Here is a 22,649-nt window from a genome sequence, read left to right as displayed (position 1 = left end):
TAAAAAAATATGAGGAGGGGTTGGTAAAAACCCTCTCCTTATTTTTATAACTGTATAAAATTATAAAAGATTCAATATACTAATAATGTAAGAAGATATATTAAAGTTCTTAAAAATTATTATACAAAGTCTGTAAAATTATGGAGGAAAAATATGAATGGAAAGATAATAAAAGGTATAGGAGGATTCTATTATATTAAGACAGAAGAAGGTTTAATAGAATGCAAAGCTAGAGGTATATTTAGACATAAAGATATAACACCCATGGTAGGAGATAATGTTACTATTAAAATAGAAAATGGAAAAGGTGTTATTGAAGAAATACATGAGCGAAAATCGAAATTAAGTAGACCAACTGTTGCAAATGTTTCACTAGCATTTATTGTTTTTGCAGTTAAGAGTCCAGATATAAATTTTGATTTATTAAACAAATTTTTAATTTTATGTGAGTATAATAATATTGAAGTTATAGTTTGTTTAAATAAAATAGATTTGGTTTCAGAGGAAGAAAGAGATGAAATAAAAAAGAGGATAAATGATATAGGATATGAAGTTCTTTATATAAATGCAAAAGAAGGACTTGGAATAGAGAGATTAGAAGAAAAAATTCAAGGGAATATTACAGTTTTCTGTGGTCCATCTGGAGCAGGGAAATCTACACTAATTAATAAACTCTCTAGTAAAGCACATATGGAGACTGGAGTCGTTAGTGAAAAGATTGGAAGAGGTAAGCATACCACAAGACATAGTGAACTTATAGAAGTTTCGGGTGGATATATTGTTGATACACCAGGATTTTCTACATTAGAAATAAAAGATTTAATGGATAAAGAGTCTCTTAAATATTGTTTCCCTGAATTTACTGAGTATAATGATAAGTGCAAATATAGAGGATGTCTACATTATAAAGAACCAAGTTGTGCTGTAAAAGAGGCAATGGATAATGAAGAAGTTAATAAATATAGATATAATTTTTATATAAAAACATTAGAAGAAATAATGAAGGAGGAAAAAAACAAATGGTAAAGATTGCACCATCAATATTGTCAGCAGATTTTTCGAAATTAGGAGAAGATATAGAGAGAATAGATAAAGGGGGAGCCGATTTTATCCATATAGATGTAATGGATGGATCTTTTGTACCTAATATATCCCTAGGATTACCAGTGATAAAATCAATAAGAAATAGAACAGATAAACCATTTGATATACATTTAATGATAAACAATCCATCAAAGTACATAGATGATTTTATAATTGCAGGAGCAGATATAATTACTGTTCATTATGAAGCAGATCAACATATAGATAGAACAATTAATTATATTAAGTCAAAAGGTATTAAAGCTGCAATTTCATTGAATCCAGGAACTCCAACAAGTGTATTAAAGGATTTAATAGTAAATTTAGATATGGTTTTAATAATGTCTGTAAATCCAGGTTACGGAGGACAAAAATTTATACCATATTGTTTAGATAAAATTAGAGAAATAAAAGAATTTAGTAATAAAGTTAACCCATCACTATTAATAGAAGTGGATGGTGGCGTAGATAAAACGAATGTAAAAGAAATTATAGAAGCTGGTGCTAATGTAATTGTTGCAGGTTCTGCTGTGTTTTGTGGAGGAGAAATCAGCGATAATATAAAAGCTTTAAGGGGGTAATACTTTGAATGTGGCGATTGTAAGTGGAGGAACAGCACCTTCAGAAAAATTGTTAAGAGGTTATCTAGGTAAGGTAGATTTTATAATAGCTGCTGATAGAGGGAGTGAATGTCTCTATAATTATGGGATTGTTCCAGATTTGCTCCTTGGAGATTTTGATTCTGTTAAAAAGGAAATTTTAGATGCTGTAAAATTACAAATAAAAGAAGTTTTAGAGTTTCCACCTGAAAAGGACTATACAGATACTGAAATTGCAATAATAGAAGCTATTAAAAGAGGCTCAGAGAAAATATATTTATTTGGAGCAATTGGATCTAGAATGGATCATACACTTGGGAATATAGGTCTTCTTTTAACAACTAAAAAAAGAGGAGCAAATCTTGAAATAATAAATGATAATAATAGACTTTATTTAGCTGAAAAGAAAATGGAGTTATTTGGAGACTATGGTGAAAACATATCTTTTCATGCACTATGCGATAAAGTTAAGAATTTTAATATTAGAGGTGCTAAGTACAATTTAGAGACTTGTGATTTAAGCTTATTAGATCCAAGAGCTATATGTAATGAGTTTATTGATACTCCAATAGAGATTAGTTATGAAGATGGAGAATTATTAATTCTGCACTCAATTGATTAGGTATATGAAAGCAAATAACAAGTTAAATATGACTTGTTATTTTTTATGTCTAATATACGTTCAATGGTTTGAAGTTATTTTTTTTTAATCAATAAAAGTTGGAACATTTTTAGGAGTAACTGAATATTAATATAATAAGACGAAATTAATTTTAAGATGGGTACTTTATATTATTAATATTTAGGAGGGATAGTTATGAAAATAATAGCATTTAAATTGCCAAGATTTTTATCCAATATAATAAGATTTTTTAGAAGAAAAAACTAGAGTATACATAAAAGTAACTTTCCAATTGACAAGTGTCAATTTACAATGGACAATAAAGGAATATCATCCTCAACTGTAAATTGTTAATTGTTAACTGTTAAGAGCTTAAATAACTCTAAACAACAAAAAATGCAATTGGGATAACAATTGCATTTTTTATTATGAACTATATTGCTCTTTGGACCTTTCCAGATCTAAGGCATCTTGTACATACATGAACAGTTCTTGGTGTTCCGTTAACTAAAGCTTTTACTTTCTTTATGTTAGGAGCCCAAGTTCTCTTTGATTGACGATGTGAATGGCTGTATTGTACACCTGCTACAACACCTTTATCACATATTTCGCATCTTCTTGCCATTAGAAAACACCTCCTTATATTGCATAGATAATCATCTTCAATAGGACAGACTAAATTATACCATAGGGAAATATAATAGGCAAGATAAATTAGTATTTATTATAAATTAATAGTAGTTTATAATAAATAGTAAATAAATAGTAGTTTAGAATAATATAATATTAGTAGTTTACAATATATATTATCTGAATACTTGAATAATATATTGTTCTAATATAAAATATAAAATAGGATATAAGATTTTAGGAGGAATATGAATGATTGGATTTTCAAATGAAAATGGTAATATAAATTATTCAGAAGAAGTTTTAGCTAAAATTGTTGGATTATCAACAATGGAATGCTATGGAGTAGTTGGTATGGTTTCTAGAAATGCTGGCGAAGGACTTTGGGAACTTATGGGCATAGAAAATTTAGCAAAAGGTGTTAAATTACAATTAACAAATGAAAACAAATTACAAATCGAATTGTTTGTTATGGTTGAATATGGAACAAAAATATCGGTTATATCTAATAATATAATTCAAAAGGTTCGTTATAGTGTTGAAAACTATACGGGTCTTAAGGTTTCATCTATAACAGTAAATGTTCAAGCGGTTAGAGTTTAGGAGGATAAACTGAATGGAATATACAAAAATCAATGGCCATGATTTTTATAACATGGTTGTTAATGCTAGTAATAGACTACTAGAACAAAGTGACTTTGTAAATGCACTAAATGTATTTCCGGTTCCAGATGGAGACACTGGAACTAATATGTCTATGACATTTAAAGCAGCAGTTAAAGAAATAGAAAATATAAATACTGATTCTATAGGAGAAGTATCTAAAAAATTAGCCAAAGGTGCATTAATGGGTGCTAGAGGTAACTCGGGAGTTATATTATCTCAAATACTTAGAGGAATTTCTAAGGGACTCGAAGGGAAAAAAGAAGTAGATGTTATTGAATTTGCAATTGGTTTCCTTGAAGGGTCAAAATCAGCATATAAGGCAGTTATGAGACCAACGGAAGGAACTATACTTTCTGTAATCAGAGCAGCAGCAGACGCAGCAATAGCATCTGAAGCTAAAGATATAGTAAGTTTTATGGAAGAAGTAACAATTAAATCTAAAGATATGCTAGATAGAACTCCAGAAATGCTACCAGCACTTAAAAAAGCTAAAGTAGTCGATTCTGGTGGAATGGGACTTTATATAATACTTAAAGGTATGCATGAAGCTTTAAAGGAAGAAATTAAAGCTGAAATAAAGGATATAAAAATAGGAATACCTGGTAATACATTAGCACAAGCTACTGAAGACATAGAGATTAAATTTGGTTATTGTACTGAATTTATAATCTTAGGTGATGCTAAACGTGCAAAGAAATTCCAAAATGAAATAGAGTCTCTTGGAGATTCTATGATTGTTGTTGGATATGATGATGTTATTAAAGTTCACATACATACGAATGATCCAGGACTTGTATTATCTAAGGCAGTAGCTATAGGAGAATTATCAAAAATTAAAATTGATAATATGAGAGAAGAGCATAGAGAAATTTTAATGAATGCTAAGGACAAAGAATTAAATAATGATAATATAGAAGAAAACAATCTTCAAAATGAAGATGAGATTTTAGACGATGAAAAGAAGAAATATGGATTTATAACAGTAGCAATGGGCGATGGAATTTCAAGCATATTTAAAGATTTGGGTATAGATTATGTTATTGAAGGTGGTCAAACCATGAATCCATCTACTCAAGATATTTTAGATGCTGTTAATAAAATAAATGCTGAACATATTTTTATTATGCCAAATAATAAAAATATAATTATGGCAGCTAATCAAGCAGCAGAAATATCTGATAAAGATATTCGTGTAGTACCTACAACAACTATTCCACAAGGAATAGCATGTGCAACTATGTTCAATTTCGATTCTGAACCAGAGGATAATTTCAATAATTTGAAAAACACAATTGAAGAGGTTAAAACTGGGTCAGTAACTTATGCAGTTCGCGATACTGAAATTGATGGGATTGATATTAAAGAAGGAAATATGCTAGGACTCGTAGAAGGCAAAATAAAAGAAGTAGGCGAAGACAAAAAAACTGTAGCAAATAAAGTTCTAGATGACATGATAGATGACGAATGTGAACTTATTACTGTATATTATGGTGAAGAAGTAACTGATGAGGAAGCGAGTGGGTTTCAACTTGAGTTACAAGGTAAATATGAGGAGTTAGATATTCAATTCTATAAAGGAAATCAACCTCTTTACTATTTTTTAATGTCAGTAGAATAAGGATAACAATAAAAGCGCCTAAATAATGGGCGCTTTTTGTCATTTTTGGAAGGAGGGAAATTTTGGATATATATAGTAATATTTCTGAGTTAAAGGGAGTAGGTCCTAAAGCTAGTGAAAAATTAAATAGATGTGGAATTTTTAATATATTAGATATCTTATTATATTTCCCAAGAAATTACGAATTTGTAGATGGTAATGCAGATTTTGAAAGTATTAGTGGAGAAGATAAACAAATATTAAAATGTGAAGTTGTTAAATTTAGAAGTGATATTAGAACAAAAACTGGTAAGATCCTCACAACAATAGATTTTAATTATGATGGATATAAAGTGTCTGGAAAATGGTTTAATCAAAGATATATAAGAAATACTTTTAGACAAGGACAAGTATATAATTTAATGGGTAAGTTTAAAAAAATAGGAAATACATTAGAAGTAGTTAATCCTACAGTTACTTGTGAAGAAGCACTTTCTAGTGAGATTTTACCTAAGTATCCATTAAAATCAGATATAAGTAATAAATTATTTGAAAAATTGATTAACGAGATATTATCACATATGGAAGTTAAAGAAAATTTACCTAAGGATGTAGTAGATAAATATTCTTTGATTTCATTAAATGATGCCATAAGAAGCATACATTTCCCAGAAAATAAAGAGATGCTAGAAAAAGCTGAAATAAGACTTAAGTTTCAAGAATTATTTACATATTCATTAAAATTATTGCTTCTAAAAAATAATATTAAAAAAAATACCAATGGAATATTTTTTGAATGGGTAGACGAGTTTAGTGAATTTAAAGAAAAACTACCATTCCCTCTTACTGGTGCACAAACTAGAGTTGTACGTGAAATTTTGAGGGATCAAAAATCAAAATATTCTATGAATAGATTGATTCAAGGTGATGTTGGAAGTGGAAAAACCATAGTTGCTCTAATAGCTATTTTTAATGTTATTTTGAATGGTTATCAATGTGCTTTTATGGCACCAACAGAAATTCTTGCAAGTCAGCATTTTGAAGAAGCAAAAAAAGTTTTTAAGGATTTTAATATAGAAATAGAATTACTAACAGGATCAACTACTTCAAAGGAAAAGCAAAGAATTAAAGAGAGAATTAAAACTTCAGAGCCTATTTTGGTAATAGGAACCCATGCACTTTTCCAAGACGATGTAGAATTTAGAAAATTAGGATTAATAGTAACTGATGAACAGCACAGATTTGGAGTGGAGCAAAGAAGTAAGCTCATAAATAAAGGAAAAAGAGCAGATTGTTTAGTTATGACAGCTACCCCAATTCCTAGAACCTTAGCTTTATATCTTTATTCTGATTTAGATGTATCTATAATTGATGAATTGCCACCAGGTAGAAAGAAAATAGATACTAGATTTTATGGAGAAGCTCAAAGAGATATAGGTTATGATTTGGCTTATGATGAAATTAAAATGGGAAGACAAGTATATATAGTTTGTCCTCTTATAGAAGAAGACGAAAAGGAAGAATTGAATTCAGTGGAGACAGTATATAATAAACTTACAACAGGAATATTTAAAGATTTAAAGGTTGAAATTCTTCATGGAAAAATGAAGGGAAGCGAGAAAGAAGATATAATAAAAAGATTTAAAAATAATGAATTTAACGTTTTAATTTCAACCACTGTAATTGAAGTTGGGGTTAATGTGCCTAATGCTTCTGTAATGATTGTTGAAAATGCAGAAAGATTTGGTCTTTCTCAGCTTCATCAATTAAGAGGGAGAGTTGGACGTGGAGAGTATTCTTCTTATTGCGTTCTTATAGCAAAAGCTAAAAGCAATACAACTAAAAAGAGGATGCAAATAATGACAGAATGTAGTGATGGTTTTTTAATATCAGAAAAAGATTTAGAACTTAGAGGTGCAGGCGAAATGTTTGGTAGAAAACAAAGTGGAGATGAAGGATTTATCCTTGCAAATCTTTATGAGGATATAAAAATATTAAGATGTGCTAAACTAGAAGCAAACAATATTCTACAAAATGAAAGTAGTGTAAATAAGGAAATAATAAATGAACTAAGCAAGAATCTAGAAAAAAGCAGTAAATATATTTGTTTTAATTAATTTGAAATACTATATATAGATGTGTTAATATATACACATATGAAAAAATACACACAGATAAAAGAAGTGCGAAGAACAACCAAGATCATTTCACAGATAAAAAAGGCACTAAGTGCAACCAAGATCATAAATTGTGAATTATAAATTGAAAAGTCTGCGAAGCAGATTTTCTTGTATGCTTAGTTAAGGAGGAATAAAACTTGAGAATAATAGCAGGAAAAGCAAGAGGACATAAATTGATACCTCCAGCGACAATGGAAACTAGACCAACATTAGATAGAGTTAAGGAAGCTATGTTTAGCACAATTCAATCATATATACCAGAGGGCGTAGTTGTAGACGTTTTTTCAGGGACAGGAAGCTTGGGATTAGAAGCTGCCAGCAGAGGGGCAAGTGAGGTTTACTTATTTGATAAGAGTGCAGTTACATTCCCACTGTTAAAGCAAAATGTTGAAAGTCTTAAATTTCAAGAATTTTGTTTTCCTATAAACACGGATGCATATGTAGGACTTAAACAATTAGCAAGCAAAGGAAAAAAATTTGATATAATATTTATTGATCCACCTTATTGTAAAGAAATGATTCCAGAAGCTATGAAAATTGTTAAGGAACATGATTTATTAAAGGATGATGGAATAATAGTTACGAAAATAGATACTATTGAAGAAATTTATGAAGAATATGAAAATATAAAGTTAATAAAGAGCAAGAAGTATGGAAATACAACTGTATGTTATTATAAGTATGAGGAGAAATAAACAATGAAAATTGCAGTATATCCAGGAAGCTTTGATCCTATAACTAATGGACATCTTGATATTATAAAAAGGGGATCAAAGGCTTTTGATAAAATTATAGTAGCAGTACTAGTTAATGTGGATAAAAAGTATCTTTTTGAAATTGATGAAAGAGTTCAATTAATAAAGAAAGTGACAAAAGATATAGAAAATGTTGAAGTTAGAAGTTTTAATGGGCTTTTAGTAAATTTTCTAAAAGAATGTAATTCTAATATAATTTTAAAGGGCTTAAGAACGACTTGTGATTTTGAATATGAAATGCAAATGTCATTTATGAATAGTGAATTGGATTCAGATATTGAAACTGTATGTATGATGGCATCTTCTAAAAATTTACATATAAGTTCATCTGGTGTTAAGCAGGTGGCAAAATTTGGAGGGAATATTAAGGGACTTGTCCCAAGCGAAATTGTCTCAGATATAGTAGCTAGAATAAATATCTAAGGAGTGTTTTTATGGAAAAAATGGAGGTTAATGTTATAGAATTATTAGAATATTTACAGGATTTGGTGGAAAATTCATCAAAGGTACCAATGAGTGGTAAAGTTATGATTGATAAAAAAGAAATTATTGAAGTAATTGATCAAATAATTAATTATATGCCAGATCAATTTAAAAAAGCTGAATGGGTTATGAATGAAAGAGAACGAATATTAGATGAAGCTAAAAAAGAATATGATTCTGTTAGAAAAGACACTATGACTATGATGAAGCAAAATGTTGAAAAACATGATATTGTAAAGGAAGCAAAGATAAGGGCAGAGGAAATTATAACCTCAGCACAACGAGATGCTAAGGCTATAAGACTAGGTTCTAGAGATTATTCTGATGAAATATTAACTCAATTAGATAAAGAAATAGAAGATCAAAAGATAAAATTAATAAAAAGTCTCCAAAGTAGTTTTGAATCAGTTGCAAAGAATATAGATACAAGTTTAAGTGGTGCATGTGATGTTATACAAGACAATGTTAAAGAATTACGTGGTATGAAGAAATAATTTAGAAACCTTATTAACTATAATCAATAAAAGTGTTAGCAAAATTAATACTAATATTGGATAAAAATGTGCATATACACTCATATAATAATTTAGGCCAAGCTTAAATGTATATATGCTTGTAGGCAAGATTTCTAATGATATATAAGTTATAATAAAACTAAAGATTCCTTGGACTATTTTAAAAAAAATATATTTACTATAATGAATTTTAGTATCACTTACAAAAGAGCTTACTTGTGCGATCACAGCTAGACCAGAAAATGAGCATAAGAAACTTATCATACTTAATTTAAGAGAAAGAGAAAGGGATAGGGTAGATATTATACTACATCCATTTGTCATTTCTATACTTCCTAAAAATAAACAATATAAAGTTCCGCTGGGTAAGCTAAAAAAATTCTCCAATTGTTGAAACATAATATAAAAATAAGTATTGTTTTTAATTAGAGAGATTACAACAGAAAAAATTATAATAAATCCACCAATAGATAAGGTGGTATTTATTCCATTTTGAACTGCATTTTTTATTGCGGAACCAAAATCTATAAATTCATATTTAGGACAAGACAGAGAACTTAACCGATTTAAGTTTCTCTTTTTTTTTGTTATAAATCCTATAAAGATAGCTGATGTATAATTCCCAATAAGCAAAATATAACCTAAAGAGAGATTCCCAAGTAAGGTTCCAGCAACAGAACCAATCAAAAACAGTGGTCCAACATTAGAAGCTATGTTCAAAAGTCTTTCATATTCATCTTTTTCAATATAGTTCATAGAATACAAATCAACACAATACTTTGCACCTAAGGGATAGCCACACAGAATGCTAGCTACGAGTGGAAAAGAACAATTCTTAGAAAGTCCCAGTGGTTTACAAACTAAAGGGCCAAGAAACTTAGAATAGAGGTTTATTCCATCATAATATATTAGTAAATTGCAAATAACTATAAAGGGAAAAGTTGTAGGTAATATGGAATTATACCATAATTTGCATCCTGAAATAGTAGCAGAAATACATTGATTTATATTCAATATAAAAAGAATTATTAATATAGAAATGAAAATGCAAATAATAATATTTTTTTTTATATTAAGTTGCTTAATTAAAACAATAATTAAGCTTATAATTAAAAACCATAAGATAATAGCATATATCATGAAATCACTCCAATTTTTATTTCATATGAATTATGTATATTCTTATGGTTATGTAAAATATTACTATATTATAATAGGACCTTTTAAATAATCATCCATAGGATTTACCTTTGGATTTAAAAGAGAATAGGTTTTCGTGCCTAAAATATCAATTTTCATATGGTCAGATAAATTATTTCTAGGAACTTTTGTTATTATATTAATATTACCTTTTGCTTTTATATTCTTTAGCATAGTACGTCCAATAGAATTAAATCCAAGAACTCTCGCATAAGGTGTAGGCGTTTTAGATAAGCTAAATAAATCAAAATCTTCAAGATTTAAAAAACTTTGAGTAAGAATTCTATTAATTCTAGTATAAGTATATCTTTTACTCTTAGAATTTAGTATTAATTCATTTAAAGAATTGGCCTTAATAATTTCTTTTAATATTTTGTTTTCTAAACCCTCCGAGACATCAGGTAAATTAAAAAGAGATTTTTCATTTGTAAATAATTTATATTTAATATATTTAAACATATCCTCTTCAAAAATAAATGGATAATTTGAGGAAGACAAATCATATAAAATATCATAACTAGATTTTGGAAGTATATCAATTAATGCGGTTAATGAATTTTCTTTAAGATAATTCCTTATGGAGGTGGCTGACGAAAAAGAACAATTCAAATTATTATCATTATAAGATGCACCTTCTCGTTTCAATGTTCTAGGTATTATTAAGCTATTTAGTGTTTTTAAAGCTTTTATATATTCAATGCCTAAAATATTATTAGAATTAGATAATAAATTTAAAACATCATTAGAATTTAAATAATCATTAAGAGCATTTGCTCGGCTTAAATGAAAAGGTAAGCCTAATTTTAAATTATTTTTCAAAAGACTTTTATATTCGGAAGGCTCAGAAACTAAAGTGTTAGCTATATCGTCTAAGGTATTTATAGTACCTTCTTCACTTCCGAAGTAGAGATAATCTACTATTCCCAAAGAATTAAGAAGAGATACACCTCCAAAAGCAAAATGTTCAGCAGAAGATATTGAATAAACTAGAGGTAATTCTAAAACTAAATCTACTCCATTTCTAATTGCCATTTCTGCTCTTTTCCATTTATCTATAATTGAAGGGATCCCCCTTTGCATAAAATTACCACTCATAACGCAAACTATTCCATCTGCATTTGTGTGCTCTTTTGCTTTTTGAAGATGATATTCATGCCCTTTGTGAAATGGATTATATTCTGTAATTATTCCTGTAATTATTATAATCATCCCCTTTTTAATAAAAATCTTAGACTTGATATTTTCTTGCCTATGTTTAAAACTAGTATAGCATATATATAATATTTGCCAAATAAGAGTAACGAAATATGGTTAAAAGTAATTGTTAAAAAATATACTTTAATGGTATTACTATATTAATGAGATACTTTTTCAATATTCAGAGAATTGAAAAAAAAATAAAATTTATATTAAGAGATATTTAGGTTGAAAAATAAGTATATGTCGTATTTACAGGATTATTATGTGCTTTTTTATTGATTATAACTAAGAATATCCTATAGTATATTGAAATACTTAATATATAAATTGCTTAAGGTAGAATATATAGCTATATTTACGAATGAATTATAAAGTAATTTTATATAAAAAATAATTGTTAAAAAAAATACTTTTAGTATATTGTTATTTTACAATCGTGTTATCAGATAATTTAGATTATTGCCAATCTAAAGACTTCTATTTTTATAGCGAATTTATGTTGAAAAAACCCCTAATATAGGAGTATAGTAGTATTAGAGATAGAGTATAGAGAGGAGAAACGAGATATGGACCTTATGAAAAAAATATGGACTCATGCACAAGCAAACAAAAAGAAAATTGTTCTTCCAGAAGGTAATGAAGAAAGAAATATAGCAGCAGCAGAAAAAATACACAAATTAGGATTAGCATATCCACTTTTAGTTGGTAATAAAGAAGAAATAATAAATAAGTCAAAAGAATTGGATGTAGATTTATCAGGAGTTGAAATAATAGATCCAAATGAGTCAGAGAATTTAACTAAATATATAACAGCTTTTTATGAACTTAGAAAGAAAAAGGGTATGACTATGGAGAAGGCAGAAAAAATAGTTAGGGACCCTCTATATTTTGCGACTATGATGGTTAAATTAGATGATGCAGACGGGATGGTATCAGGAGCAATTCATACTACTGGAGACCTACTAAGGCCTGGACTACAAATAATAAAGACAGCCCCAGGGGTATCTGTTGTTTCAAGCTTTTTTATAATGCAAGTTCCAGGATCAAGTTATGGAGAAGAAGGATTACTACTATTTGCAGACTGCGCAGTTAATCCAAACCCTACTGAAGATCAATTAGCTGCAATTGCAATTGCAACAGCAGAAACAGCTAAGAAATTGTGTAAAATGGAGCCTAAAGTAGCAATGTTATCGTTCTCTACAATGGGAAGCGCTGATAATGAATTGGTAGATAAGGTGAGAAATGCAACACAAAAAGCACAAGAACTCAGACCGGATTTAGATATAGACGGAGAATTGCAATTAGATGCAGCTATAGTTAAAAAGGTGGCAGATCAAAAGGCACCAGAAAGTAAAGTTGCAGGACGCGCTAATGTTTTGGTATTCCCAGATTTACAATCTGGGAATATAGGATATAAACTAGTTCAAAGATTTGCAAATGCGGCTGCTATTGGACCAATTTGTCAAGGTTTTGCAAAACCAATAAATGATTTATCAAGAGGATGTAGCTCAGACGATATCGTAAATGTTGTTGCATTAACAGCAGTTCAAGCACAAACTAATATTTAGTATTATGAATTATAGATTTTAGGAATTTTTAAGGCATATTCTAAAAAAAAATAATAAGTCAGTATGCTAGTTTATTTCGTGTAATACTTTGCTAATATGTTTACCTAATAGTAAATATCAGGTAACATAATTCCTCGTCTGACCTAAAGTGAAAAATTTCATGTGGAATTTTATATTCTGCCTGGAAATTTTTACTAGGTACCCTTAGGGGAACATAGTCTTAAGACAAAATATACATTGCATAGTTGGCTCATTATTTTCTTTCATATGTCTAATTGAAAAATATTGAGGATTAGTAAAGGAGAGAAAATTATGAAAATATTAGTTATAAATTGTGGTAGTTCTTCACTAAAGTATCAACTTATTGATATGGCGAGTGAGCAACCTTTAGCGCAAGGACTTGTGGAAAGAATAGGAATTGAAGGATCAATATTAACACAAAAAGTTGAAGGTAAAGATAAATATGTGGTTGAAACACCACTTAAAGATCATCAAGATGCAATTGAACTTGTGTTAAAAAGTTTAGTTGATGAAACTTATGGTGTAATAAAATCAATGGATGAGATAGCAGCAGTTGGACACAGAGTTGTTCATGGTGGAGAAAAATATGCAACTTCAGTAATAATTGATGATGAAGTTCTTGAAAATCTTCAAGATTTCGTAAAGCTTGCACCTCTTCATAATCCAGCTAATATAACTGGAATAAAAGCTTGTCAAGAACTTATGCAAAATACACCAATGGTTGCAGTATTTGATACAGCATTTCATCAAACTATGGAAGAAAAAGCATTTATGTATCCACTACCATATAAATTCTATAAAGAGGATAATATCAGAAGATATGGTTTCCATGGAACATCACATAAGTATGTAGCGGGTAAAGTTGCTGAAACTATGGATAAGGATATTAAAGATTTAAAGATTATTACTTGCCATATAGGTAATGGAGTAAGTATTACAGCAGTTGATGGTGGTAAATCAGTTGATACAACAATGGGATTTACACCTCTAGATGGTATTATAATGGGATCAAGATGTGGAAGTATAGATCCATCAATAGTTACATATTTAATTAAGCAAAAGGGATATTCAGCAGAACAAATAGATGAATTATTAAATAAAGAATCAGGAATTTTAGGCATATCTGGTATAGGAACAGATTTTAGAGACATAAGAAGTGGTGTTGAAAGAAAAGACCCTAGAGCAATACTTACTATGGATATTTTCGGATACCAAATTAAGAAACAAATTGGTGCTTATGCAGCGGCAATGGCAGGTGTAGATGGAATTGTATTTACTGCTGGTGTAGGTGAACATGCTCCGGAAATAAGAGGAAGAGCTTTAAACAATATGGAGTTTTTAGGCATAGAAATAGATGCAGAAAAGAATAATAATCAAAACATTGGAGATGGCATGGAAATTTCTAAAGAGACTTCAAAAGTTAAAGTGTTTGTAATACCAACAAATGAAGAGCTAATGATTGCTAAAGAAACTTTAGAACTAGTTAAATAAATGAAAAATTAAGAATGAATGATGAATAATTAAGGAAGAAAAGCTGTAGCTTTTCAAAAAATAGATTAATAAAAAGAAATTACTTAGTAATTTCAACCTCAATCATTCATTATTCATCATTAACTATTAATCATTTATAATAAATACCTTGACTTTTTACTAGTCAATTTATATAATAAGTTGTGTTTGGTTTATAAATATATGTGCTAAGGAGTGAAAAAGGGAGATTGTTATATAGTGTGCTGTAAGTTTATTATATAATGTACTCTGTAATTTTATGAAAGTACAAATTTCAGATATTATTTTAGGTAAAGATAGAAGCAAAAAAATTGATTACGCATTTGAAATACCACAATTTGACTTTGAAGGGGATATAATTAAATATATAGGCTCTTGTAAAGTTATTGGGGATATTGTACCAAATGGAGATATATTAATAGTAAGTGCTAATATTAAAGCTGATTTAGAAATGATATGTTCAAAATGCTTAGATACCTTTATCTATCCAATAGATATTGATATAGAAGAAAGGTTTACAGCTAATAGTAAATCTGAAGATGATGAAGCTATTGTTGTATTTGATGATGTTTTAGACATCACCGAAATTGTTGAAACTAGTATAATTTCAACATTACCTATTAGAAGAATTTGCAAAGATGACTGTAAAGGACTTTGCCAAGAATGTGGATGTAATTTAAATTTAGATACATGTTCTTGTAATAAAGAAGACGTAGATATACGTTTTGAAGCCTTGAGAGGTTTGTTTGATAATAAGGAGGTGTAAGATATGGGATGTCCAGCAAGAAAGCAATGTAGCGCTAGAACAAAGAAAAGAAGAGCTCAAACTTTTAAAGCTAGTTTACCTGGTATAGTAGAATGTCCACAATGCCATGAAATGAAACTTGCTCATAGAGTATGTAAAAACTGTGGTTTTTACAAGGGTAAGGAAGTTGTAGCTACTGCAAACTAATGAAGAAAGTCTTTATGACTTTCTTTTCTTTTATACAAAATGATATGGAAAATCATAGTCAAGATTCAACAAAAATCAACTTTTAAACATATTATCTACGTAGATAAGATGAAGGGGGATTATTATATGAGGATAGCTATAGATGGTATGGGTGGAGATAATGCGCCTGTAGCTGTAATAGATGGTGCAATTCAAGCTTTAAAAGAATATAATAATATTGAATTATATATTACAGGACCAAAAGAAATTATAAATTCAGAATTAGATAAATATACATATCCTAAAGATAAGGTTACTGTTATTGATGCTAAAGAAGTGATTTTACCGAGTGAACATCCTGTAATGGCACTTCGAAGAAAAAAAGATTCTAGTATTGTTAAATCATTAAATTTAGTTAAAGACGGAACTTGTGATGGGATAATATCAGCAGGAAGTACAGGCGCATTTTTAGCAGGATGTACTCTAATAATAGGTAGAATTAATGGGATAGAAAGACCTGCACTTGCACCTATAATGCCAGGTAGACATGGAAATTTTATGATAGTAGATGTTGGTGCTAATGTTGATTGTAAGCCAGCGTTTTTAGTTCAATTTGCGAAAATGGGGAAAATCTATTATCAAAAGATTTTTAATGTGAAAAATCCTAGTATAGGACTTATAAATATTGGAGAAGAAGAAGAAAAAGGCAATGAACTTACAAAAGCAACATATCAGCTTTTAAAAGAAGAAAATTCTCTTAACTTTAAAGGGAATATAGAACCAAGAGATATACCTACAGGGGATACTAATATTTTAGTTAGTGATGGTTTTGTAGGAAATACAGCTTTAAAAATGTATGAAGGTTCCGCCTCAAGTATTTTAGGCATAATGAAGGATGAAGTGCTTAGGTCATCAATTATTTCTAAATTAGGTGTAGTTTTATTAAAACCTGTACTTAAAAATATAATGCGAAAATTTGATTATAAAGAAGTTGGTGGAGCGCCTTTTTTAGGTGTTGATGGAATATGCATAAAAGCTCATGGTAGCTCAGATGCAAAGGCATTCAAAAACGCTATTAAGCAAACTAAAATTTTCTATGAAAATGATGTGCTAAAACATATAAAAAATGAGTTTTCTATAGAAAATTAATTAAAATATTGATAAACTAATATTGACGATTTAAACAATATATACTATTATCTAAATGTAGAACTTGGGAGGTGAAAATAATGTTTGAAAAAATACAAGCAATTATTGCGGATAAGTTAAGCGTCGATGTAGGAAGCGTTGTTATGGAAGCATCATTTATTGAAGATTTAAATGCTGACTCATTAGATATAGTTGAACTTATAATGGCTCTAGAAGATGAACTTGATTTAGAAATACCTGATGAAGACGTTGAAAACTTCAAAACAGTTGGAGATGTTGTAAATTACGTAAAAGCTCATCACGAAGAATAAAATAATCCCGCAGGTTTGCGGGATTTTATATTTTCAGATTAATTTAGTTTATTCTTGAATTTGTTATACTAGGAATATGCCTTAAGCATAAAAAGTGTTTTAGCAAGTTGAAGAATAAACTTCAAGGAGTGGAATACATGAATAGATACACACTTAAAGAAATAGAAGAAAACCTGGGAGTTTGTTTTAATAATCCTACTTTACTAAAAACAGCACTTACACATAGTTCGTTTGGAAATCAATTTAAAGATGCTGAATATAATGAAAGACTTGAGTTTTTAGGAGATTCAGTATTACAGCTTTGTATTACAGAATATCTTTTTAATAACTTTAAGTATAAGAGTGAAGGCGAATTAACTAAAATAAGAAGTTTGATAGTTTGTGAAAATTCTCTTTATGAAATCGCAAAAAAAATAAATCTTGGGTCTTATATTAGAATGAGCAAAGGTGAAGAACTTACCGGTGGAAGAGAAAGAATTTCAATACAAGCGGATGCTGTTGAAGCGGTACTTGCTGCTGTTTATTTAGACAAAGGTCTTGGATTTGTTAGAGATTTTATATTGCTTCATTTTGAGGAAGTAATAAATAAAGCTATAAATAATGAAATAGTATTGGATTTTAAAACAAAACTTCAAGAACTCCTTCAAAAAGATGGAGAGATAATAATTCAATATGAATTAACAAGATATGAAGGACCACCTCATAGAAGAAAATTTTTTACCAATGTGGTTATAGATAAAAAACTAATGGGTGAAGGATCCGGTTACAGTAAAAAAGAATCAGAACAAAATGCAGCCAAACAAGCTTTAGATATATTGGATAAGATAAATGAGTAAGAATTATTATATAATACCTATATTTGTGCCACACGCGGGCTGTCCACATAATTGCGTGTTTTGCAATCAAGATAGAATAACTGGAGCCAGTGATGATGTTACAGCACAAACTGTAAGGGATACAATAAATGATTATTTAGAAACAATACAAAATAAGAATGCAACTATTGAAGTTTCATTTTTTGGAGGAACATTTACAGGAATAAGAGAAGAAAAGCAAAAAGAACTTTTAAACATAGCTAAAGAATTTAAAGATAAAAAACTTATAGAGAAAATAAGGTTATCTACAAGACCGGATTATATTAATGATTATATATTAACTTATCTTAAGGAATATGGAGTTGATATAATAGAACTTGGTGTTCAATCATTGGATGAAGATGTATTGAAAAAGTCTGGAAGAGGACATAACGTTTTTGATGTTATAGAAGCGTCTAAACTGATTAAAGAATATAATATTGTTTTAGGTCATCAAATAATGCCAGGACTTCCGGGGGATACATTTGAGAAGGATATAAACACAACTAAAGCGTCCATTGAGATGAAGCCAGATATTTGCAGAATATATCCATCTTTAGTTATAAAAGATACACCTATGGAAAAAATGTACACTTCTGATCAATATATCCCATACTCTTTAGAAGAAGCGGTGAACATAAGTAAAGTTATGTACGACATGTATAGAAAAAACGAAATTAATGTAATAAGAATGGGACTTCAACCAACGGAAAGTATAAATGAGGGCGGAGATATTGTAGCTGGACCATTCCATCCTTCTTTTAGAGAATTAGTTGAAGGTAGCCTGCTCGTAGATATAATTTTAGAAAATATGAAAGAAGAAAAAAATGCATGTATTCATATTAATTCTAAAGACTTGAGTAAACTCTATGCTAATAAAAAAATATATTTTAACAAACTTAAGGATAATAATAAATTTATTGTGGTAGAACAAGATGATAAAATTGATAGAGGACATATAAAACTCTGTCTAAAAGATAAAAAATTAGATATAATATATTAGCGAGAGGTTTCCTCTCGCTTTTAATATTATACTTACATACTATATTGATATTTATTAAGCTTTAATATAAACTAAAATATAATGAGGAGTGTTTAATATGAAAAAAAAGACTAGAGACAAGATGACAATTGCATTAGCTATTTTTATGGCATTAGCTATTATTATAAGTTTTATACCAGCAATATTTTAAAGAGAAGGAGTGAATGAATTGTTTTTAAAATCTCTGGAAATAAGAGGATTTAAATCCTTTGCTGATAAAACAGAATTAAAATTTAGAAAAGGTGTAACAGCAGTTGTAGGTCCTAATGGAAGTGGGAAAAGTAATATTTCTGATGCTGTAAGATGGGTACTTGGAGAACAAAGTGTTAAGGTACTCCGAGGTGGGAAGATGGAAGATGTAATATTTTCAGGAACTCAGTTTAGAAAGGCTGTTGGACTCGCACAAGTTTCACTAACTCTTGATAATAGTGATGAACAATTAGCAACAGAATATAATGAAGTGACAATATCTAGAAGAATATTTAGGTCAGGAGACTCTGAGTATTTAATTAATAATTCAAAATGCAGACTTAAAGATGTAACAAATCTTTTTATGGATACAGGAATAGGTAAAGAAGGATATTCACTAATTGGACAAGGTAAGATTGAAGCTATTTTAAGTGGTAAGGCTGAAGAAAGACGATCTCTTGTAGAAGAAGCAGCAGGTATTGTAAAATTTAAGACTAGAAAAGAAGAAGCAGAAAAAAAGTTGAGTAATACTGATGATAATTTAGTTAGAATAAATGATATTTTATCAACTTATGAAGAGCGAATAGAGCCTTTAAGAATTGAACGAGAAAAGGCATTAGAGTTTAATGAATTATCTAAAGACCTAAAAACAAAAGAAGTATCACTTATCGTCCATACTATAAAGAATATGGAAGAGGAACTAAAAAACTTTAATGAAGATTTAGAATTGAAAATTAATGGTATTGAAGATAAACGAAAAGAAATGGTTAGTGATAAAGAAAAACTTAAGGTTTTAGAATACAAAATAGAAGAAATAGAAAAGAAAAATTTAGAAGAAAAAGAACAATATTATAATTTGAAAGAAATAGTAAGTGATGATGAAAAAAGTGTTGAACTTTACAAGGAAAGAATCAAGAGTTTTGAAGAGAAAATCAATAGAAATAATTATGAAGTAAGTGATATTGGAGTTAAAATAAGAGAAATAAATGAAAGTAAAATAATATTAGAAGCAGAATTAGCTAAAAAGCTAGAAGAGCAAAAGTTCAAAAATCAAGATATTGAAAAGTTAGAAGAAAGCAATGTGAAAAGTTCTATAGAACTTAAAAGCATAGAAGAAGAACTTAAAGCTTTAAAAGAAGGCGAATTTGAACTCTTAAGAAGTAATTCGGATATAAAAAATGAGATTACTATATTAAATAAAGATATTTCACTTAGAGAAGAAAAAAGAGAAACTTTAAATTCATCTATATCATCTTTAGAGCATAACATAGTGATTAATTTGGCAACTTATAAAGGATTAAGTAATGATATTGAAAGTAAGAAAGACAATATCAAGTTATTAAGTCTACAAATAGTAGAAGATAAGAAAAAAATAAGTTCATTATCTTCAGATTTGACTAAAAAGGAAAATGACCTTAGAGAATTAAATAGAATATTAACTAAACTTGATGCAAATAAGGTTATGCTAGAAAACTTAGAGAAGCATTATGAGGGGTATAATAGGTCTGTAAAATCATTGATGGAGTCAATCCATGAGGAAAAAATTACTTCTGCTTCCGATACTAAAGTTTTAGGTGAAGTTTTTACAGCTCCAAAGAATTATGAAACAGCTATAGAAATAGCATTAGGAGCTGCAATATCTAACGTAATAACAAAAAATGAAGAAATAGCTAAAGTTCTTATTGGATATTTGAAAAAAAATAACTTAGGAAGAGCGACATTTTTGCCGTTAAACATAATAAGAGGCAGAAAATTAGATTTAGATAAAAACATTACGTCAGCTAATGGCTATATTGGCATTGGAAGTGACATAATTTCTTACGATAAAGAGTATAAAAATATAATAGACTACGTTCTTGGAAGAACGATAATTTGTACTAATATGGATTGCGCTTTAAATATTGCACGTATTGGAAAATATAATTATAAGATTGTTACTTTAGATGGAGAAGTATTAAATCCAGGAGGATCATTAACTGGGGGCAGCATAAAAGGAAAAAATTCTAATGTTCTAGGTAGAAAAAGAGAAATCGAAGAATTAACAAAAGATATACATCGTAAAAAGGAATTTTATGAAGAAGCGGTAAAAGTAGTTCAAGATATTAAAGAAGAAATCAAAAAGTTAGATGAAGATATATTAAATAAAAGAGATGAAGTTCATGAAAAAAGTATTGAATTAACTAAAAAAGAAAGTGAAATTCAAGGGCTAGGTGATGAGACTGATAAATTAAAAAGAAATTTAGAAGTATCTAAAGAAGAGATTGAAAGAATAGTAAATGAAAAAGAAATTATATTAAAAAAGCTTATAATTAAAGAAAATGAAATTAAATCTATTGAAAATGAAAATACATTTAATAAAAGTAAAAGTATAGATTTAGAAGAAATAATAATCGTAAAAGTACAAGAAGTAAATGACAACGATACGAAACTTACAGAAATGAAAATAAATAAGGCAACTTTAGATGAAGCTATACAAAATAGAAAAAATGAATTTACGCGTTTGGGAAAAGAAATTCAGGATATAGCTATTAAAAGTGAACTTTTAAATAAGGAAAATACTGAAAATAAAAATAGTATTGAAAGTTTAAATTTAGAGATAGAAGTTAGAAATAATAATATAAAAGAGAATATTATTGATATTGAAAAATTGGAATTAAATTTTAAAGATCAAGAAATAATAAAAGAAAAGTTAAAGCAAGAATTTAAAGAAAAAGATAATATAATAAGTGGTATTTTAGACGAAATTAGAGTAAAAGAAATGGAAGTTAATAAAAGAGAAGTAGTTAAGGCTAAAAAAGAAGCTGATAAAGAACACATGTATAGAAAACTTAACGAAGAATTAGAACTAACATATGCAGAAGCTTTAGATATATGCGAACCAGTAATTGATGATGAAGCTTTAAAACAAGAGATTTATACTACAAAGGGTAAAATAACAAAGCTTGGAGTGGTAAATTTAGCCGCTATAGAGGAATATGAGGAAATAAAAGATAAGTATGAGTTTATGTCGACGCAAGCAGAAGATTTAGAGAATGCTAAAAAAGAATTAAAATCTGTTATCGAAGAGATGACGGGTGAAATGAAAGTTTTGTTTAGGGATAATTTTAGAATTTTAAATTATAATTTTAATGAAACTTTTAAAGAGCTATTTAAAGGTGGAAGTGCAGAACTTATATTAGGTGAAGGTGATGAACTTACAGCTAATATTGATATAAATGTAGAGCCACCAGGGAAGAAACTTCAAAATATTAATTTAATGTCAGGTGGAGAAAAAGTTTTATCTGCAATAGCATTACTTTTTGCAATTTTAAAAATGAAGCCAACTCCATTTTGTATACTAGATGAAATTGAAGCAGCACTAGATGATGCTAATGTATACAGATATGCAGAGTTTCTAAAACTGTTTTCTAAGAATACTCAGTTTATAATTATAACTCATAGAAAAGGCACTATGGAAGTTAGTGATATTATATATGGGGTAACTATGGAGGAAAAAGGAATATCTAAAGTAGTATCAGTAGACTTATCGGAAAATTTTATTTAGG

Annotated in this window: 21 protein-coding genes; 18 read left to right on the top strand and 3 right to left on the bottom strand. The window is 28.7% G+C overall.

What is annotated here, in order from left to right; genetic code table 11:
* The first annotated feature begins 153 nt into the window (after nt 1–153).
* The 3 genes from rsgA to psyc5s11_RS20715 are packed head-to-tail and all read left to right on the top strand — an operon-like array spanning nt 154 to nt 2,304.
* Nucleotides 154–1,026 (top strand): ribosome small subunit-dependent GTPase A, encoded by an 873-nt coding sequence (rsgA, locus tag psyc5s11_RS20725; protein WP_224034373.1) that lies wholly within the window; start codon nt 154–156, stop codon nt 1,024–1,026.
* On the top strand, nt 1,020–1,664 hold the full coding sequence (gene rpe, locus psyc5s11_RS20720; RefSeq protein ID WP_224034372.1) for a ribulose-phosphate 3-epimerase: 645 nt from the start codon (nt 1,020–1,022) through the stop codon (nt 1,662–1,664). Before rsgA ends, rpe begins: the two co-directional genes overlap by 7 nt.
* Before the next feature lie 4 nt (nt 1,665–1,668).
* On the top strand, nt 1,669–2,304 hold the full coding sequence (locus tag psyc5s11_RS20715) for a thiamine diphosphokinase (protein ID WP_224034371.1): 636 nt from the start codon (nt 1,669–1,671) through the stop codon (nt 2,302–2,304).
* A 433-nt stretch (nt 2,305–2,737) separates the two neighbouring features.
* Here the strand turns inward: psyc5s11_RS20715 and rpmB are convergent, their stop codons facing one another.
* A complete protein-coding gene (rpmB, locus tag psyc5s11_RS20710; protein ID WP_158518185.1) occupies nt 2,738–2,929 on the bottom strand; it encodes a 50S ribosomal protein L28 in 192 nt (63 codons plus the stop codon).
* Between the two features lie 257 nt (nt 2,930–3,186).
* On the opposite strand from rpmB, the gene psyc5s11_RS20705 reads away from it, so the two are divergent.
* From psyc5s11_RS20705 to psyc5s11_RS20680, 6 genes are all read left to right on the top strand, one after another.
* Complete coding sequence (locus psyc5s11_RS20705) at nt 3,187–3,537, top strand: Asp23/Gls24 family envelope stress response protein (protein ID WP_224034370.1); 351 nt, start codon at nt 3,187–3,189, stop codon at nt 3,535–3,537.
* Between the two features lie 13 nt (nt 3,538–3,550).
* Nucleotides 3,551–5,218: a DAK2 domain-containing protein gene (locus psyc5s11_RS20700; protein ID WP_224034369.1), complete on the top strand. Its 1,668-nt coding sequence runs from the start codon at nt 3,551–3,553 to the stop codon at nt 5,216–5,218.
* Nucleotides 5,219–5,280: 62 nt separating this feature from the next.
* Nucleotides 5,281–7,314, top strand: coding sequence for an ATP-dependent DNA helicase RecG (recG, locus tag psyc5s11_RS20695; protein ID WP_224034368.1), 2,034 nt, complete (start codon nt 5,281–5,283; stop codon nt 7,312–7,314).
* Nucleotides 7,315–7,514: 200 nt separating this feature from the next.
* Nucleotides 7,515–8,072 (top strand): 16S rRNA (guanine(966)-N(2))-methyltransferase RsmD, encoded by a 558-nt coding sequence (gene rsmD, locus psyc5s11_RS20690; RefSeq protein ID WP_224034367.1) that lies wholly within the window; start codon nt 7,515–7,517, stop codon nt 8,070–8,072.
* A gap of 3 nt (nt 8,073–8,075) precedes the next feature.
* Nucleotides 8,076–8,555 (top strand): pantetheine-phosphate adenylyltransferase, encoded by a 480-nt coding sequence (coaD, locus tag psyc5s11_RS20685; RefSeq protein WP_224034366.1) that lies wholly within the window; start codon nt 8,076–8,078, stop codon nt 8,553–8,555.
* Nucleotides 8,556–8,566: 11 nt separating this feature from the next.
* A complete protein-coding gene (locus tag psyc5s11_RS20680; protein WP_224034365.1) occupies nt 8,567–9,109 on the top strand; it encodes an FIG domain-containing protein in 543 nt (180 codons plus the stop codon).
* Here the strand turns inward: psyc5s11_RS20680 and ylbJ are convergent.
* Together ylbJ and psyc5s11_RS20670 are read right to left on the bottom strand one after the other, a co-directional pair.
* Entirely contained in the window at nt 9,089–10,270 is a 1,182-nt protein-coding gene (ylbJ, locus tag psyc5s11_RS20675; RefSeq protein WP_224034364.1) for a sporulation integral membrane protein YlbJ, read from the bottom strand. The two genes, psyc5s11_RS20680 and ylbJ, sit on opposite strands and share 21 nt — an antisense overlap.
* 63 nt (nt 10,271–10,333) lie before the next feature.
* Nucleotides 10,334–11,539 (bottom strand): nucleotidyltransferase, encoded by a 1,206-nt coding sequence (locus psyc5s11_RS20670; RefSeq protein WP_224034363.1) that lies wholly within the window; start codon nt 11,537–11,539, stop codon nt 10,334–10,336.
* A 557-nt stretch (nt 11,540–12,096) separates the two neighbouring features.
* On the opposite strand from psyc5s11_RS20670, the gene pta reads away from it, so the two are divergent.
* The 9 genes from pta to smc all read left to right on the top strand — a co-directional run bounded on the left by pta (nt 12,097) and on the right by smc (nt 22,648).
* Nucleotides 12,097–13,098 carry a phosphate acetyltransferase gene (gene pta, locus psyc5s11_RS20665; protein WP_224034362.1) on the top strand — a complete coding sequence of 334 codons (1,002 nt, stop codon included), beginning with the start codon at nt 12,097–12,099 and terminating at the stop codon, nt 13,096–13,098.
* A gap of 312 nt (nt 13,099–13,410) precedes the next feature.
* Nucleotides 13,411–14,610, top strand: a complete 1,200-nt coding sequence (locus tag psyc5s11_RS20660; protein WP_224034361.1) for an acetate kinase — start codon at nt 13,411–13,413, stop codon at nt 14,608–14,610.
* A gap of 277 nt (nt 14,611–14,887) precedes the next feature.
* Nucleotides 14,888–15,394, top strand: coding sequence for a YceD family protein (locus psyc5s11_RS20655; protein ID WP_224034360.1), 507 nt, complete (start codon nt 14,888–14,890; stop codon nt 15,392–15,394).
* A 3-nt stretch (nt 15,395–15,397) separates the two neighbouring features.
* Nucleotides 15,398–15,580 carry a 50S ribosomal protein L32 gene (rpmF, locus tag psyc5s11_RS20650; RefSeq protein WP_224034359.1) on the top strand — a complete coding sequence of 61 codons (183 nt, stop codon included), beginning with the start codon at nt 15,398–15,400 and terminating at the stop codon, nt 15,578–15,580.
* A gap of 126 nt (nt 15,581–15,706) precedes the next feature.
* Nucleotides 15,707–16,708, top strand: a complete 1,002-nt coding sequence (gene plsX / locus psyc5s11_RS20645) for a phosphate acyltransferase PlsX (protein WP_224034358.1) — start codon at nt 15,707–15,709, stop codon at nt 16,706–16,708.
* Between the two features lie 80 nt (nt 16,709–16,788).
* A complete protein-coding gene (acpP, locus tag psyc5s11_RS20640; protein WP_224034357.1) occupies nt 16,789–17,019 on the top strand; it encodes an acyl carrier protein in 231 nt (76 codons plus the stop codon).
* A 137-nt stretch (nt 17,020–17,156) separates the two neighbouring features.
* Nucleotides 17,157–17,855 carry a ribonuclease III gene (gene rnc / locus psyc5s11_RS20635; protein ID WP_224034356.1) on the top strand — a complete coding sequence of 233 codons (699 nt, stop codon included), beginning with the start codon at nt 17,157–17,159 and terminating at the stop codon, nt 17,853–17,855.
* Nucleotides 17,848–18,876 carry an elongator complex protein 3 gene (locus psyc5s11_RS20630; protein ID WP_224034355.1) on the top strand — a complete coding sequence of 343 codons (1,029 nt, stop codon included), beginning with the start codon at nt 17,848–17,850 and terminating at the stop codon, nt 18,874–18,876. Before rnc ends, psyc5s11_RS20630 begins: the two co-directional genes overlap by 8 nt.
* A 208-nt stretch (nt 18,877–19,084) precedes the next feature.
* The gene (gene smc, locus psyc5s11_RS20625) at nt 19,085–22,648 is read left to right on the top strand and encodes a chromosome segregation protein SMC (protein WP_224034354.1); all 3,564 of its coding nucleotides are present in this window, start codon (nt 19,085–19,087) and stop codon (nt 22,646–22,648) included.
* The last annotated feature ends 1 nt before the right edge of the window (nt 22,649 follow it).

The sequence above is a fragment of the Clostridium gelidum genome (genome assembly GCF_019977655.1).
In the GTDB taxonomy this organism is placed as follows: Bacteria; Bacillota; Clostridia; order Clostridiales; family Clostridiaceae; genus Clostridium; species Clostridium gelidum.
The sequence above is the reverse complement of the archived record's forward strand: the minus strand, read 5'-3'. Positions and strand labels throughout refer to the sequence as shown.

Coding starts and splice junctions, on each gene's coding strand:
- rsgA (WP_224034373.1), top strand. CDS start 154: ATGAATGGAAAGATAATAAAAGGTATAGGAGGATTCTATTATATTAAG.
- rpe (WP_224034372.1), top strand. CDS start 1,020: ATGGTAAAGATTGCACCATCAATATTGTCAGCAGATTTTTCGAAATTA.
- rpmB (WP_158518185.1), bottom strand. CDS start 2,929: ATGGCAAGAAGATGCGAAATATGTGATAAAGGTGTTGTAGCAGGTGTA.
- psyc5s11_RS20705 (WP_224034370.1), top strand. CDS start 3,187: ATGATTGGATTTTCAAATGAAAATGGTAATATAAATTATTCAGAAGAA.
- psyc5s11_RS20700 (WP_224034369.1), top strand. CDS start 3,551: ATGGAATATACAAAAATCAATGGCCATGATTTTTATAACATGGTTGTT.
- coaD (WP_224034366.1), top strand. CDS start 8,076: ATGAAAATTGCAGTATATCCAGGAAGCTTTGATCCTATAACTAATGGA.
- psyc5s11_RS20680 (WP_224034365.1), top strand. CDS start 8,567: ATGGAAAAAATGGAGGTTAATGTTATAGAATTATTAGAATATTTACAG.
- ylbJ (WP_224034364.1), bottom strand. CDS start 10,270: ATGATATATGCTATTATCTTATGGTTTTTAATTATAAGCTTAATTATT.
- psyc5s11_RS20670 (WP_224034363.1), bottom strand. CDS start 11,539: ATGATTATAATAATTACAGGAATAATTACAGAATATAATCCATTTCAC.
- pta (WP_224034362.1), top strand. CDS start 12,097: ATGGACCTTATGAAAAAAATATGGACTCATGCACAAGCAAACAAAAAG.
- psyc5s11_RS20660 (WP_224034361.1), top strand. CDS start 13,411: ATGAAAATATTAGTTATAAATTGTGGTAGTTCTTCACTAAAGTATCAA.
- psyc5s11_RS20655 (WP_224034360.1), top strand. CDS start 14,888: ATGAAAGTACAAATTTCAGATATTATTTTAGGTAAAGATAGAAGCAAA.
- rpmF (WP_224034359.1), top strand. CDS start 15,398: ATGGGATGTCCAGCAAGAAAGCAATGTAGCGCTAGAACAAAGAAAAGA.
- plsX (WP_224034358.1), top strand. CDS start 15,707: ATGAGGATAGCTATAGATGGTATGGGTGGAGATAATGCGCCTGTAGCT.
- acpP (WP_224034357.1), top strand. CDS start 16,789: ATGTTTGAAAAAATACAAGCAATTATTGCGGATAAGTTAAGCGTCGAT.
- rnc (WP_224034356.1), top strand. CDS start 17,157: ATGAATAGATACACACTTAAAGAAATAGAAGAAAACCTGGGAGTTTGT.
- psyc5s11_RS20630 (WP_224034355.1), top strand. CDS start 17,848: ATGAGTAAGAATTATTATATAATACCTATATTTGTGCCACACGCGGGC.